This window comes from uncultured Flavobacterium sp., assembly GCF_937967675.1.
In the GTDB taxonomy this organism is placed as follows: Bacteria; Bacteroidota; Bacteroidia; order Flavobacteriales; family Flavobacteriaceae; genus Flavobacterium.
Genome location: NZ_CALBSN010000068.1, coordinates 14,717 through 29,548, shown reverse-complemented (window position 1 = coordinate 29,548; position 14,832 = coordinate 14,717). Strand labels below are relative to the sequence as shown.

Annotated in this window: 13 protein-coding genes; 6 read left to right on the top strand and 7 right to left on the bottom strand. The window is 33.3% G+C overall.

The genetic code is table 11. The annotated features are described in order from the left end of the window. The first annotated feature begins 56 nt into the window (after positions 1-56). From lpdA to Q0075_RS04730, 5 genes are all read left to right on the top strand, one after another. Positions 57-1,445, top strand: coding sequence for a dihydrolipoyl dehydrogenase (lpdA, locus tag Q0075_RS04750; protein WP_297868511.1), 1,389 nt, complete (start codon positions 57-59; stop codon positions 1,443-1,445). 94 nt (positions 1,446-1,539) lie between these two features. Then, a complete protein-coding gene (locus tag Q0075_RS04745) occupies positions 1,540-2,661 on the top strand; it encodes a hypothetical protein (RefSeq protein ID WP_297868510.1) in 1,122 nt (373 codons plus the stop codon). A gap of 423 nt (positions 2,662-3,084) precedes the next feature. Next, entirely contained in the window at positions 3,085-3,870 is a 786-nt protein-coding gene (locus Q0075_RS04740) for an ABC transporter permease (RefSeq protein WP_297868509.1), read from the top strand. 2 nt (positions 3,871-3,872) lie between these two features. Further along, on the top strand, positions 3,873-4,619 hold the full coding sequence (locus Q0075_RS04735; protein WP_297868508.1) for an ATP-binding cassette domain-containing protein: 747 nt from the start codon (positions 3,873-3,875) through the stop codon (positions 4,617-4,619). A gap of 8 nt (positions 4,620-4,627) precedes the next feature. Then, positions 4,628-5,605, top strand: a complete 978-nt coding sequence (locus Q0075_RS04730) for an MlaD family protein (protein ID WP_297868507.1) — start codon at positions 4,628-4,630, stop codon at positions 5,603-5,605. A gap of 44 nt (positions 5,606-5,649) precedes the next feature. Here Q0075_RS04730 and Q0075_RS04725 read toward each other — a convergent pair whose 3' ends face one another. The 6 genes from Q0075_RS04725 to Q0075_RS04700 form a co-directional block, all read right to left on the bottom strand. Continuing rightward, on the bottom strand, positions 5,650-6,114 hold the full coding sequence (locus Q0075_RS04725) for a hypothetical protein (protein WP_297868506.1): 465 nt from the start codon (positions 6,112-6,114) through the stop codon (positions 5,650-5,652). 18 nt (positions 6,115-6,132) lie between these two features. After that, positions 6,133-6,816 carry a (d)CMP kinase gene (cmk, locus tag Q0075_RS04720; protein WP_297868505.1) on the bottom strand — a complete coding sequence of 228 codons (684 nt, stop codon included), beginning with the start codon at positions 6,814-6,816 and terminating at the stop codon, positions 6,133-6,135. Positions 6,817-7,039: 223 nt separating this feature from the next. Continuing rightward, positions 7,040-8,059 (bottom strand): type IX secretion system protein PorQ, encoded by a 1,020-nt coding sequence (porQ, locus tag Q0075_RS04715; RefSeq protein WP_297868504.1) that lies wholly within the window; start codon positions 8,057-8,059, stop codon positions 7,040-7,042. A 129-nt stretch (positions 8,060-8,188) separates the two neighbouring features. Further along, complete coding sequence (gene lon / locus Q0075_RS04710) at positions 8,189-10,651, bottom strand: endopeptidase La (RefSeq protein WP_297868531.1); 2,463 nt, start codon at positions 10,649-10,651, stop codon at positions 8,189-8,191. 150 nt (positions 10,652-10,801) lie between these two features. Then, positions 10,802-12,091, bottom strand: a complete 1,290-nt coding sequence (locus tag Q0075_RS04705) for an MFS transporter (protein WP_297868503.1) — start codon at positions 12,089-12,091, stop codon at positions 10,802-10,804. A 65-nt stretch (positions 12,092-12,156) separates the two neighbouring features. Continuing rightward, on the bottom strand, positions 12,157-12,975 hold the full coding sequence (locus tag Q0075_RS04700; protein ID WP_291108861.1) for a M48 family metallopeptidase: 819 nt from the start codon (positions 12,973-12,975) through the stop codon (positions 12,157-12,159). Positions 12,976-13,131: 156 nt separating this feature from the next. Between Q0075_RS04700 and Q0075_RS04695 the strand changes: the two genes are divergently transcribed. Continuing rightward, on the top strand, positions 13,132-13,995 hold the full coding sequence (locus tag Q0075_RS04695; protein WP_297868502.1) for an alpha/beta hydrolase: 864 nt from the start codon (positions 13,132-13,134) through the stop codon (positions 13,993-13,995). 33 nt (positions 13,996-14,028) lie between these two features. Here the strand turns inward: Q0075_RS04695 and Q0075_RS04690 are convergent, their stop codons facing one another. Next, positions 14,029-14,754, bottom strand: a complete 726-nt coding sequence (locus Q0075_RS04690) for a TIGR00730 family Rossman fold protein (RefSeq protein WP_291108857.1) — start codon at positions 14,752-14,754, stop codon at positions 14,029-14,031. Positions 14,755-14,832: the final 78 nt, after the last annotated feature.

Here is a 14,832-nt window from a genome sequence, read left to right as displayed (position 1 = left end):
AATTTTATTTCCTTAAATTCGCAACTTATAAATAAAACTGAAATACTTTATAAAAAATGAAATACGATATCATAGTTTTAGGAAGTGGTCCTGGTGGTTATGTAACTGCTATTAGAGCATCACAATTAGGCTTCAAAGTAGCCGTTATCGAAAAAGAAAATTTGGGTGGAATTTGTTTGAATTGGGGTTGTATTCCAACGAAAGCATTATTAAAATCAGCTCAAGTTTTTGATTACCTAAAACATGCTTCAGATTACGGATTAACCGTTAAAGAATTTGATAAAGACTTCAATGCTGTAATTGCACGTTCGCGTTCGGTTGCAGAAGGAATGAGCAAAGGAGTTCAATTCTTAATGAAGAAAAATAAAATCGACGTTATTGATGGTTTTGGAAAAGTAAAACCAGGTAAAAAAGTTGACGTTACTGCTGCTGACGGAAAAGTTACTGAATATTCAGCAGATCATATCATCATTGCAACTGGAGCACGTTCTCGCGAATTACCAAACTTACCGCAAGATGGTAAAAAAGTAATCGGATATCGCCAAGCAATGACATTACCTGAGCAACCAAAGAAAATGATTGTTGTAGGTTCGGGTGCGATTGGAGTTGAGTTTGCTCATTTCTACAATGCTATGGGAACTGAAGTTACAATTGTTGAATTCATGCCAAACGTAGTTCCAGTGGAAGACGAAGACATCTCAAAACAATTTGAGCGTTCGTTGAAAAAGGCAGGAATCAACGTAATGACGAATTCTTCTGTGGAAAGAATTGATACTTCTGGAAACGGCGTAAAAGCATTCGTTAAAACAGCAAAAGGAGAAGAAGTTTTAGAAGCGGATATCTTATTATCAGCGGTTGGAATTAAAACCAACATCGAAAACATCGGATTAGAAGAAACAGGTATTGCTACCGATAGAGATAAAATCTTAGTAAACGCATATTACCAAACTAACGTTCCAGGTTACTACGCTATCGGTGATGTAACTCCTGGACAAGCTTTAGCTCACGTGGCTTCTGCAGAAGGTATTTTGTGTGTGGAGAAAATCGCAGGTTTACACGTTGAGCCATTAGATTACGGAAACATTCCAGGTTGTACGTATGCTACTCCAGAAATTGCTTCTGTGGGTATGACTGAAAAACAAGCGAAAGAAAAAGGATACGAATTGAAAATTGGTAAATTTCCATTCTCAGCTTCAGGAAAAGCAAAAGCTGCTGGAACTCCAGACGGATTTGTAAAAGTAATTTTTGATGCGAAATACGGCGAATGGTTAGGTTGCCACATGATTGGTGCCGGTGTTACCGATATGATTGCAGAAGCAGTTGTAGCTCGTAAATTAGAAACTACAGGACACGAAATCTTAAAAGCAGTTCACCCTCACCCAACGATGAGTGAAGCGGTTATGGAAGCGGTGGCTGATGCTTACGGTGAAGTAATTCACTTGTAGTCTTTAGAATAAAGAAAAAAGATTTTAGAAATACAGAAATCCTTGACAACTTGTTGAGGATTTTTTTTTATATTGCTGTTATAAAAAAAATGATATGAGATTTTCTTTTTTAATTGTTTTGCTAATTACTACAACTGTAAAATCACAAGTTTCAAATATAGATTCTATATATGGTAAGGTTAAACGTGTTCGTGAAAAAGTTTTTGATATTAGTAATAAAGATAATCCATATCAAATAGAAATTGATGAATATAGTGATTCCATGATTTTAATTCCAAATAGTTTAAATCTCAATATTTATGATATTTTATTTTCAGGGAGTAATATTGGATATGAAAATTATGAACGTTACTATAATGAAAATGGCAACATTTTAAAACATACTTGGTTTGTAAAAAAAGACGAGTTTTATAAATCAACAACTTACATGTATGATAAAAAAAACAGAGTAATCAGAAAAATAGATTCTACAAACAATTCTGTTTCAATTGAAAACCATTATTATGAAGATTTCGATGAGTTTACCAATGAAAATATTATTTCTTTAAGTTTTGACTCTGACTACTTTAAACATACAATAAAACAATATGAAGACAATAAAGTAATAAGTGTGAAACAAATTGATGAATTAGGCAACATAACAGAATACATCAATAATTATAATCAAAACGGAAAATTAAAATCAACAACTACAAAAACACCCGAAACTTGGCGTAAAAATGAAGAAGGAGATTGGTCGTATGGCGTTCATGATTCTATTCCAAATGTTTTCAAAAGTAGAATTAATGAATATGATGAAAAAAATAGAATTCTAAAATCATTAGTATATAATTATTCTGATAAGAATAATTATAAAGAACCTATTTTATTGCATCAAGTTTTATATAATTATGAAAAGAATAAAACAACAGTAAAAACAATTTATGAATCAGGAATGATTTCATCTAATGATTATATTTATGACAATCAAAACAGAATAATTAAATATTTTTGTTGTAGTGATACTATTTCTGATTCAAATATAATTAAAGAATATTCATACAAAAATAACAAAATAGTTTCAGGTAAGCTTATTACAAAAGACAACGGAAAAATTGAAATTCAAAAAATTGATTTTAAATATAAATATGACGCCAAAAACAATTGGACAGAAATTATTAAATTAGTTGATGGCAAAGAACGCTATAAAAGAACACGAGAAATTGAATATTACTAAAATCTATTTACCCTATAGCGCGGATTTACAATCCGTGCCCACAAAGTAAAACAACCAAAATCCGACTCCACCACAAGTCGGATTTTATTATTTAATACTATTCACAATTAAGAAGCTTTATGCGTAACAAACAGTGTTAATATTTCAATTATTTACTGTTATTATTTTATTTTCCCTAAGGCATTTATATAATTGCTGTACAGAAAACAAACAATTTCCCTAGGGAAATTATTTTTTTTACTTATAAATACAGAAATGAAGAAAAAACAATTCGATTCCTCCACTCTAATAGCACAAATTTACAATCCATAACCCAAACCAAATCCCACTCCACCACAAGTCGGTTTATTTACTACACATCCCACTAATGTCATGTAGTATCTCATTAAAAATTACTATATTTGGTTGTAATTAAGTTGCTTCATGAAAAAATACTTTACTAATGTTACTGAAGCTTTACAAAACTTCCTCATCGAAGTAGGTGAACTCTCCTACTTTGCTGGACGTTTTTTCAAAGAATTTTGGAAACCGCCATACGAATTCAAAGAATTGTTGCGTCAATGTTTTTACATCGGAAACCGTTCTTTGTTGTTGGTAAGTGTTACAGGTTTTATCATTGGATTGGTATTTACCTTACAATCGCGCCCTACGTTGCAGGAATTTGGTGCTGTTTCTTGGATGGCATCTATGGTGAGTGTTTCTATTATTCGCGAAATTGGTCCCATCATCACCGCTTTAATTTGCGCTGGAAGAATTGGTTCAGGAATTGGTGCCGAATTAGGTTCTATGAAAGTAACCGAACAAATTGATGCCATGGAAGTTTCGGGAACCAATCCCTTCAAATATTTAGTCATTACACGAATTTTAGCGACTACCTTGATGTTGCCGTTACTCGTAATCTTAGGGGATTTCATTGCGATTTACGGTTCGTATTTAGTAGAAAACATCAAAGGAAATGTGTCGTTTACCTTATATTTTAATCAGGTTTTTAATATTTTAGAATACAGCGATATTGTGCCGGCTACCATCAAAACCTTCTTTTTTGGGTTTGCAATTGGTTTAGTTGGTTGCTACAAAGGCTACAACTGTAAAAAAGGTACGGCTGGCGTAGGAAAAGCTGCCAATGCAGCGGTAGTTTATACTTCAATGTTGCTTTTTATTATTGACTTTGTAGCGGTTTTTGTAACGAACATTTTTTACGATTTATAACCATGACAACTCCAACTAAAAATGCGATTATTACCATCAAAGACTTGCACAAGCAATTTGGCAGCAATGTGGTTTTGAATGGTTTCAATTTGGAACTCTTTGAAGGAGAAAATTTAGTGGTAATGGGAAAATCGGGCTCGGGAAAATCGGTGATGATTAAATGTGTGATAGGCTTAGAGCAACCTGATAGCGGTTCGATTTTAGTCATGAATGAAGAAATCAACAAGCTAGAACAAGAAGATTTAGACGAATTACGTACGGAAATAGGCTTTTTATTTCAAGGAAGTGCGTTGTACGATTCGATGTCCGTTCGTGAGAATTTAGAATTTCCGTTACGTCGTCACACTAAAAAATTTGGCGTTATTGAAGACACAACACCTCTGGTAATGGAAGCCTTGGAAAGTGTTGGTTTAGCTCATGCAATTGATTTGATGCCCAACGAACTTTCAGGAGGTATGAAACGACGAATTGCATTAGCCAGAACCTTGATTTTAAAACCCAAAATCATCTTATACGACGAACCCACAACCGGTTTAGACCCAATTACATCAAAAGAAATTGTACTTTTGATGAATTCGATACAAAAACAATACAACACCTCATCAATTATCATTACGCATGATGTGGATTGCGCAAAAGTTATTGCCAATAGGATGATTTTATTGATAGATGGTAAAAATTATATAGAAGGAACGTTTGACGAGTTAGCCAATTCAACCGATCCAAAAGTGCAAGCATTTTTTAAATAGTTTTATCAATGGAAAAATCAAATTCACAAAAAATACAACTCGGAATCTTTGTTATCATTGGAACATTAGTGTTCTTAGCTGCGATTTATTTTATTGGAAACAAGCAGAACATGTTTGGTAATACCTCACATTTGAAAGCCACTTTTGTCAATGTAAACGGATTGCAACCTGGAAACAATGTTCGCTATGCTGGAATTGATATTGGCACGGTAAAAACCATTGAAATGATTAACGATACTACCATAAATGTACACATGATTATCGATAACAAAATTATGGAACACATCAAAAAGAATGCTATTGCTACGATTAGTTCCGATGGTTTGGTGGGCAACATGATTATCAATATTATTCCTGGAAAAGGAGTTGCTAAAAAAGTTGAAAATGGCGACACCATTCAATCTTACAGCCGAATTGGTACTGATGCGATGCTTGAGACTTTAAATGTAACCAATGAAAATGCGGCTATGTTAACGGCTGATTTATTAAAAATTACTCAAGAAATCACGCAAGGAAAAGGAACCGTTGGGATGTTAATTCGCGATACGGTAATGTCGAAAAATCTTCAAGAAACGATGAACTATTTACGCATTACAAGTAAAGGAACTTCAGAATCGGTAGCAAATTTGAATAAGTTAATCACCGAATTAAATCGAAAAGACAATGTTATTGGTACATTAAACGATACTGTTGTAGCCAATCGAATGAAAAATATCGTGATTAATTTAGAGAAATCAAGTAATGAAATTAATAAAGTGGTAACCAATTTAAATGCCACCATTACCAATGTAAAGGACGGAAAAGGCGCTTTAAATTATCTTTCAAATGATCCAAAATTGGTAAAACAAATTGATTCGACCATAACCAATGTAAATAAAGCAAGCATTAAATTGAATGAAGATTTAGAGGCTTTGAAACATAATTTCTTGTTTAGAGGTTATTTTAAAAAACAAGAAAAAGAAAAAGCGAAAAAGAACATTAAATAAAAAAAGGCTGTCAAATTAAAATGACAGCCTTTTTTTTAAATCGTTTATCGATGATATTCGGTATAAAGTTCACCTGTAACACCGCTGTCGTTAATTAAAGTTTTTACTTTCATAAAAGTCTCATTTAAAACAACAACTTTAGATATTTGCCCATCAATTTCTAAATTATCATTAGTTTCATCATAAAAATAAACACCTGAATCCATAGCTGGATCAATTGGTGTCGTTTCAGAATAATTTATGGATGGAATGGATACTGTTAAATAAGCACTAATAATATTACTATCATAGGTGCCATCATTTTTAAACTCCATGGTTCCTTCAGAATCACCTTCTAAAGTGGCATTCATTCCTGTGTATTTAGCTTTTCCATACATTCTACCTAATTGCCATACTCCTTCGATGTTTGCAACTGTTTTGTCGCTATCCTCATCACTACTACAAGCATTTAAAAACAATAAAGACAAGGCTAAAAATGTTACTTTGAGAGATTTTTTTAAAAATTTCATAATGTTTAGTTTAGTTATTTACAATTTTTGATTTACTAATTTCAAGACCAATTCAAATTGCTCTTTTTTATTTAAACTTGAGTTATCTACTTCAATAGCATCGACTGCTTTAACTAAAGGAGAATCTTCTCTGTGGGTATCAATGTAATCGCGTTCTTCTACGTTTTGAAGTACGTCTTCAAAGGTGATATGTTGCCCTTTTTCTACTAATTCATCAAAACGACGTTGCGCTCTGGTTTTTGAACTTGCTGTCATGAATAATTTTAACTCGGCGTCAGGAAAAACAACAGTTCCAATGTCTCTCCCATCCATTACAATACCTTTGTCTTTACCCATAGCTTGTTGTTGCTCTACTAATTTGGCACGAACTTCTGAAATCTCAGCTACTTTACTCACCATGCGAGAAACTTCGATGGTTCTGATTTGTGTTTCGATGTTTTCGTTGTTCAAATACATTTCAGCAAATCCTAAAGTAGGATTGAATTGAAAACGCAAATTAATATTCGGTAATTGCGCCACCAAACCTGCTGCATCTAAATGCGTTTCAGAAACCAAATTATGTTGCATCGCATAATAAGCCACTGCACGATACATCGCACCCGTATCTACATAAACGTAACCTAATGCTGCAGCCAATTGCTTAGCTAATGTACTTTTTCCTGTTGACGAAAAACCGTCTATTGCTATGGTAATTTTTTTCATATGTTGCCACGAAGACGCCAAGGCGCTAAGTTTTTTATTATTAAATCTATTGACTTTTTTTAAACATATAAGTCATATAAGTTTTTCTTAAGTAATACTTTGTGAATAATCAAGTTCATTTAAGCTAACCACTTCTCACTTTTTACTTCTCATTTTTTACTTTTCACTTTTTACTTTTTACTTTTTCACTTTTCACTTTTTACTTTTAACTTTTCACTTTGTACTAATTCAAATCAATCATTAAACCAAATAAACTCGTATTAGCAGCGATGGTGTATCTCGAATACGAATAATCGAATTTCACTTTTCCAAATCGAATTCCAAAACCAACTGATATTCCAGAGAAATTACGTTTGTCTACGATTCGTAATTCTTCGCCTCGTCTAAAGTTGTATCCTAATCTTAAGTTGAATCCTTTTTCTGGAAATAATTCGGCTCCTAAAATTACGTGGCGCAATGCGTTATTAAAAAAGGACACCTTTTCTTCTTTAGAAGAACCATCTAAACTTCCTTGTGCTCTGTTGGGATTAGAAAAAGCAATATTCCACTGTTGCAAATTCTCTAATGTAACATGCCAACGAATGGGCACATTCTCCATTAATTGCGAAATACCAGCATCAATAGCCAATGGAAGTTTTTCATTCGTATCTTGATAAGGTTTTATTTGAAATCCTAAATTTCGAACAGTCAATCCATAATTGATATCGTTGTCAACATCAACATACAAAAATCCCAAATCTACAGCAGCTCCCCACGAATTATAACTTTCTAAAGTAGATGAAATCAATTTAACATTAGCACCAACAAACATGTCAGTCCAAGGCAAATTATAGGCATAACCCAGGGATAAAGCCGCTTCACTTCCTGTAAAATCAGAAGTTAAATTTCCAAGTTCATCTCTTCCTTCAAAAGTACCATAATTGATATAGCTAATTCCTGCATGAAAAGTTTGCAAATGCTGATCATAAGTATAGGCATAAGCCGCTGTTCCATAGGAAACTTCACCATAATAACTACCATAATTAGCTGATAAACGATTGCTCATTTTTTCATTAATCGTAGCCGGATTATAAAAGGCTTGGTTAACATCGTAATCTACAACAGTAACCGTTTTTCCACCCAAAGCCGCTTGCCTAGGCGATTGTGCTAAGTTTAAAAACTGATATACGCTCTTACCTCCTATTTGGCTAAAAGTAGTAGCCGATAGCAGCAGGGATAAAAGGAATACGAGTTTTCTTAGCATTTTTTGTTGTTAATCTTACTTATAACGCAACTGCGAAGATAAAATTATATCGGTTAGGAAACAAAAAAAGAACTCCCAATAAATGAATTATTGAGAGTTCTTAAATTAATCGTATTAAAATTGGAAAATTTAGTTTTTACTTTCCAAGTTTTTAGCATTTTTCACCTTTTGATTGGTAATAGCAATATCTAAAACTTCGCTCATTCTGTCTACGTAATGGAACGTTAATCCTTCTATGTAATCGGGTTTGATTTCTTCGATATCACGTTTGTTTTCTTTACACAAAATGATTTCTTTAATGTTTGCTCTTTTCGCAGCCAAAATCTTTTCTTTGATTCCACCCACCGGTAATACTTTGCCTCGAAGGGTAATTTCTCCCGTCATGGCGATGTGTTTTTTAACTCGTTTTTGAGTAAAAGAAGATACCATAGAAGTTAGCATCGCAATTCCAGCACTTGGTCCGTCTTTTGGCGTTGCTCCTTCTGGAACGTGAATGTGAATGTTATAATTATTCAAAACTTCTGGATTGATTCCTAAAAATTCAGCGTTAGCACGAATGTATTCCAAAGCAATCGTAACCGATTCTTTCATAACCGTTCCTAAATTTCCGGTCATCGTCATCGCTCCTTTTCCTTTCGAAATTAGAGATTCGATGAATAAAATATCACCACCAACAGATGTCCATGCTAAACCAGTAACTACTCCAGCCACATCGTTATTTTCGTATTTGTCGCGCTCCATTCTTGGCGATTTCAATACTTCTAAAATATCGGCATCTGTTACTTTTACGTTGTATGGTTCTTCCATAGCAATTGATTTTGCAGCATGACGTACCATTTGAGCAATTTTCTTTTCTAAACCACGCACACCTGATTCACGCGTATAACCAACAACGATTTTTTCTAATTGTTTTTTACCAATTTGTAAATCTTTTGCCGTTAATCCGTGCTCTTTTAATTGTTTTGGTAATAAGTGTGTTTTGGCAATTTCGATTTTTTCTTCAATCGTATAACCTGTCATTTCAATAATTTCCATACGGTCGCGAAGTGCTGGCTGAATGGTTGACAAACTATTTGAAGTAGCAATGAACATCACTTTTGATAAATCGTAACCCAATTCCAAGAAATTATCATGGAATTCTTTGTTTTGTTCCGGATCTAAAACCTCCAATAAAGCCGAAGATGGATCACCGTTATGACTTGAAGATAATTTATCAATCTCATCTAAAACAAATACGGGATTTGATGTTTTCGCTTTCTTAATATTTTGAAGAATTCGTCCTGGCATTGCACCAATGTAGGTTTTTCTGTGACCGCGAATTTCCGCTTCATCACGTAAACCACCAAGTGACATTCTAATATATTCTCTTCCTAAAGCTTCTGCAATAGATTTTCCAATTGATGTTTTACCAACCCCTGGAGGTCCGTACAAACATAAAATTGGCGATTTCATATCGTTACGAAGCTTTAAAACTGCTAAATGTTCGACAATACGTTTCTTTACATCTTCTAAACCATAATGGTCTCTGTCAAGAATTTTTTGTGCACGTTTTAAATCGAAATTGTCTTTGGTGAATTCGTTCCAAGGCAATTCTAAAAACAACTCGATATAATTTCTTTGAATCCCAAAATCAGGCGAATTTGGATTGGTACGTTGCAATTTAGACAATTCTTTTTCGAAATGTTGCGCTGTTTTATCGTCCCATTTTTTCTTTTTCCCTTTGGCACGCATTTCTTCAATTTCCGCTTCATACGAAACGCCACCCAATTCTTCTTGAATGGTTTTCATCTGTTGCTGCAAGAAATATTCGCGTTGTTGTTGGTCTAAATCAAAACGAACTTTCGATTGAATATCGTTGCGAACTTCTAATTTTTGAAGCTCTAAGTTCATGAAACGCAAAGTTTCAAGCGCTCTGTCTTTTAAACTTGGAATCGATAATAATTCTTGTTTCTCTTCTACCGAAAGATTCATATTAGAAGAAACAAAATTGATTAAAAACGGATTACTTTCGATGTTCTTGATTGCAAAAGTAGCTTCTGTTGGGATACTTGGACTCTCCTTGATAATTTGGATTGCCAATTCCTTAATTGATTCTACAATTGCTTTGAATTCTACGTTTTTTACATCAGGGCGTTCCTCTGCAACCTCTTTAATTGTAGCTCTTAAATAAGGTTCTTCTTGAGTAAAATTTTCAATTTCAAAACGCTTTTTACCTTGAAGAATAACCGTTGTATTACCATCGGGCATTTTTAAAACGCGCATGATACGAGCTACTGTTCCAATATGATGTACATCGTTTGGTGTTGGTTCTTCAACGTTTTCATCAATTTGAGCCACCACACCAATGATTTTACCTTTGGCATTGGCATCATTGATTAATTTAATCGATTTATCTCTTCCGGCAGTAATTGGAATTACTACTCCAGGGAATAAAACGGTGTTTCTTAATGGTAAAATGGCAATATCTTCAGGCAAAGCCTCGTTGTTCATTTCTTCTTCATCTTCAGGCGTCATTAACGGAATCAATTCCGCATCTGGATCCATTTCTTGAAGTGACAAATTGTCAAGCGCTAGTATTTTTTGATTCGGCATAATAATATTTATGGTCTTTTTGTCAGTAATATTCATTTGAAATATCATTCAAAGGTACGCAGAAAAGCGCTATTTTATTGATAATCAAATCATAAAATAATTTTAAATAGCAATTTCAGAAGTAATAGCTCAAGATGTATGCCAAGAACATTACTTTTTAGGAACTCGCAACAAAAGAAGCAATCCTACAACAAAAAATAAGATTAAAAATAAGATAGCATTTTGGATTTTGCCCGTAACATCTGCAATATAACCATAAGTAAACATTCCGATAACAATTCCGATTTTCTCTGCTACATCGTAAAAACTAAAGAACGAAGTAGTGTCATTCGTTCCTTCAGGAATAAATTTAGAATAAGTAGAACGCGATAACGATTGAATTCCTCCCATTACTAATCCTACGAAAGCGGCAGCAATATAAAAATCGTTTGGAGTGATTACAAAATAGGCGTATGTACAAATTAAAATCCAGGAGAAATTTAAACCAATTAAAACTATAATATTTCCATATTTAGCAACAAGTTTTGATGTTAGCCAAGCCCCTAAAACTGCAATTAATTGAATTAATAAAATACTCACAATTAATCCCATGGTTCGCTTACTATCACTTCCCCATTGCACTTCTTTTTCTCCAAAATAAGCTGCAATAATCATGATCGTTTGCACTGCCATACTATAAACGAAGAATGCTCCTAGATAACGTCGTAAGGATTTCAATTCTTTTATTTGTTGCCAAACTTTTCGTAACTCTTTAAAACCATTGAATAGTACATTCTTATGCAGTTTGTTTTCGTTTTTATTATTTGGTAAGTAGTAGTAAGTATATTGACTAAAGCCTAACCACCAAATTCCTACTAAAAGAAAGGAATAACGCATCATTTGTAATTTTTGGTTATCCGCTACTAACATAACCATAGCTAAACAAATCAATAACAAAACAACACTACCCACATAACCCAAACTAAATCCTTTTGCGCTGATCTTATCTTGTTGCTCTTTGTGAGCAATATCGGGTAAATAGGAATTGTAGAAAACTAAACTTCCCCAAAAACCTATTAAAGCTAATAAATAGGAAACCAAACTCAAAATTACCGTATCTAACGAAAAAAAGTACAAGCTCATACATGAAATAGCGCCAACATAACAGAAAAGCTTCAAGAAAAACTTCTTATTTCCTAAATAATCGGCAATTCCTGATAATAATGGCGATATAAAAGCAATGATTAAAAATCCTAAAGCAGTAACATAACTTATTAAAGCTTCACTTCGAATTGAAAGTCCAAACAAACCAATTTCCTCTATATTTTTTTGACGGAATAAAGCTCCATAATATAACGGAAAAATAGTTGAAGAAATCACCAAAGCATATACCGAATTGGCCCAATCGTAAAAAGCCCAAGCATTTAAAAGTTTTGAATCTCCTTTTTGAAGTTGTTGCATAGCAATTGTTTTTAAATAAAAAATCCCGACAGTGTCGGGATTCAAATATAATAGTAATTTTTTAATTATTTAAAAGTTACACCAAACTTAGCGGCTTCGGCTTTAGCCTTTGGAATTAATTCCTTAATCTTAGCGATACGAGTAGCATTACTAGGGTGCGTACTCATAAATTCTGGTGGTGCTTGCCCTCCAGATTGCGCCGCCATTCTTTCCCAGAAAGCAACAGCTGTATCAGGATTATAACCTGCAATTGCCATTAAGGTTAATCCAATCATATCGGCTTCACTTTCATGTGCTCTACTAAAAGGTAACATTCCACCAAATTGAGTAGTAGCTCCATAAGCTGTCATTGCAATTTGTTGTGTTTCTTTGGATTTATTTCCTGTTGCGACTGCAACACCAGCAGCACCAGCTTGTTGCAATACTCCAGCACTCATTCTTTGTTGACCATGATTAGCTAAAGCATGAGCCACTTCGTGTCCCATAACAGTAGCCATACCTGCATCATCTTTACAAATAGGTAAAATTCCAGTGTAAAAAACAATTTTACCACCAGGCATACACCATGCATTAACTTCTTTACTCTCAACTAATTTATATTCCCATGCATATCCATTTAAATAAGTAGCATATCCGTTTGCATTTAACCAACGTTCAGCTGCTACTTTAATTTTTGTACCAACAGTTTCTACTTTTTTAGCATCATTAGTTCCTGTAATTACTTTATTTTCAGATAGAAACTGATTATACTGCTGAAAAGCAGATGGTAAAATTTCACTATTAGGGACTAGAGCTAAAGTATTTTTACCTGTAAAAGGGTTTTTTGCACATGATATTACGATTACTAAAAGTGCTAGGGTGATAATTTTAGTTTTATTATTCATAAGATTAATTTTTAACAAAAATACGATTTATACTTTTAAATTTTAAAAATCCAACATCAAAATTATTACAATTTAAAAACGTAATTTAACTTTATTTTATATGGAAATTTTCATCCTGAAACTCCATTATTTGTAACTTCGCAAAAAAATTTAATAATGCCAAAAAAGAAACAAAAGCAATCACAAGTTATAGAAATACCTAAAATTATTTTGTATACAGCAAAATTTTTGCAAGCTATTTCTCCTAGTTTAACAACTAAATTTGCGGCTAAACTTTTTACCACTCCAATTCGCCATAAATTACCAAAGCGCGAATTACACATGGAACGCGAAAGTCTTCAAAAAAGTATTTTAGTCCGTGCCATAAATAAAGAAATCATATTGTATGAATATGGCAAAAGCGATAAAAAAGTACTTTTAGTTCACGGATGGTCTGGTAGAGGAACGCAATTAGTAAAAATTGCTGATGAATTACTAAAAATGGGCTACATGACGATAAGTTTTGATGCACCAGCACATGGGAAATCAAAAGGAAATTATTCGATAATGACCGAATTTATTGCTTCCATTTTAGAATTGGAAAAACAATACGGTTCTTTTGAATTTGCCATTGGACATTCGCTTGGTGGTATGTCGGTTTTGAATGCGATTAAACAAAATCTGAATGTTAAAAAAGCAGTAACCATTGGAGCTGGAGATATTATTCAAGACATTATTGATGATTTTATCAAAAAATTACAATTAAAACCTGAATACGGAATCAAATTACGAGATCATTTCGAAAAACGTTTTGTTGGAAAAATGGATGATTATTCAGCTTACAAAGCAGCTAAAGAAATTAAAATTCCAGTTTTAATCATGCACGATAAAGAAGATGATGATGTTTCCGTGAAAGCGGCTTATCATATTCACCAACATTTAGAAGGTTCCGAACTTGTAATTACAGAAGGTTTGGGACATCGTAAAATTCTTGGCGATGAAGCTGTGATAAACAAAATCAAAGAATTCATTTCAAAATAATAAAGTCCTTCGATTTGAAGGACTTTTGCTTTTTTAGAAGTTTGGAGACAAATTGTATTTTTTGTAGAAGTTATCTAACGCTTCCAATACCTCATCTTCTGTATCAACGACTTTGATTAAGTTCATATCTTCTGGATTGGCGTTTTTCATTTTGTCAATCATTACATTTTTTATCCAATCTAATAAACCTGACCAGAATTCTGTTCCCACTAAAATAATTGGGAATTTTCCAATTTTCTTAGTCTGAATTAATGTTATCGCTTCAAATAATTCGTCTAAGGTTCCAAAACCTCCTGGCATTACCACGAAACCTTGCGAATATTTTACGAACATTACTTTTCTTACGAAGAAGTAATCAAAGTTTAAGTTTTTATCTTTATCGATATACGGATTAAAGTGTTGCTCAAAAGGCAATTCGATGTTTAAACCTACTGAAGTTCCTCCACCATAATGAGCTCCTTTATTTCCTGCTTCCATGATACCAGGACCACCACCAGTAATTACTCCGTAACCTGCTTTACTAATTTTATACGCGATTTTTTCGGCTAATAAATAATATTTGTCTTCTGGTTTTGTTCTTGCCGAACCAAAAATAGATACACAAGGACCAATTCTTCCCATGGATTCGTAACCATTTACGAATTCTGACATGATTTTAAAAATTGCCCATGAATCATTAGTTCTTATTTCATTCCAAGTCTTTTGCTTGAATTTCTCTTGAATTCTGTGTTCTTCGTTTTCGTACTGATCTGCTGCCATAGTAATTTTAGTTAATTTGTTTGTAAACAAACTATTACGATTAAATAATAAAGTTTTAGCAGTGTTGTCGTGTGTAGT

What these genes read in the sequence shown, in the direction of transcription:
- lpdA (WP_297868511.1), top strand. Translation starts at nt 57, where the DNA reads ATGAAATACGATATCATAGTTTTAGGAAGTGGTCCTGGTGGTTATGTA.
- Q0075_RS04745 (WP_297868510.1), top strand. Translation starts at nt 1,540, where the DNA reads ATGAGATTTTCTTTTTTAATTGTTTTGCTAATTACTACAACTGTAAAA.
- Q0075_RS04740 (WP_297868509.1), top strand. Translation starts at nt 3,085, where the DNA reads ATGAAAAAATACTTTACTAATGTTACTGAAGCTTTACAAAACTTCCTC.
- Q0075_RS04735 (WP_297868508.1), top strand. Translation starts at nt 3,873, where the DNA reads ATGACAACTCCAACTAAAAATGCGATTATTACCATCAAAGACTTGCAC.
- Q0075_RS04730 (WP_297868507.1), top strand. Translation starts at nt 4,628, where the DNA reads ATGGAAAAATCAAATTCACAAAAAATACAACTCGGAATCTTTGTTATC.
- Q0075_RS04725 (WP_297868506.1), bottom strand. Translation starts at nt 6,114, where the DNA reads ATGAAATTTTTAAAAAAATCTCTCAAAGTAACATTTTTAGCCTTGTCT.
- cmk (WP_297868505.1), bottom strand. Translation starts at nt 6,816, where the DNA reads ATGAAAAAAATTACCATAGCAATAGACGGTTTTTCGTCAACAGGAAAA.
- porQ (WP_297868504.1), bottom strand. Translation starts at nt 8,059, where the DNA reads ATGCTAAGAAAACTCGTATTCCTTTTATCCCTGCTGCTATCGGCTACT.
- lon (WP_297868531.1), bottom strand. Translation starts at nt 10,651, where the DNA reads ATGCCGAATCAAAAAATACTAGCGCTTGACAATTTGTCACTTCAAGAA.
- Q0075_RS04705 (WP_297868503.1), bottom strand. Translation starts at nt 12,091, where the DNA reads ATGCAACAACTTCAAAAAGGAGATTCAAAACTTTTAAATGCTTGGGCT.
- Q0075_RS04700 (WP_291108861.1), bottom strand. Translation starts at nt 12,975, where the DNA reads ATGAATAATAAAACTAAAATTATCACCCTAGCACTTTTAGTAATCGTA.
- Q0075_RS04695 (WP_297868502.1), top strand. Translation starts at nt 13,132, where the DNA reads ATGCCAAAAAAGAAACAAAAGCAATCACAAGTTATAGAAATACCTAAA.
- Q0075_RS04690 (WP_291108857.1), bottom strand. Translation starts at nt 14,754, where the DNA reads ATGGCAGCAGATCAGTACGAAAACGAAGAACACAGAATTCAAGAGAAA.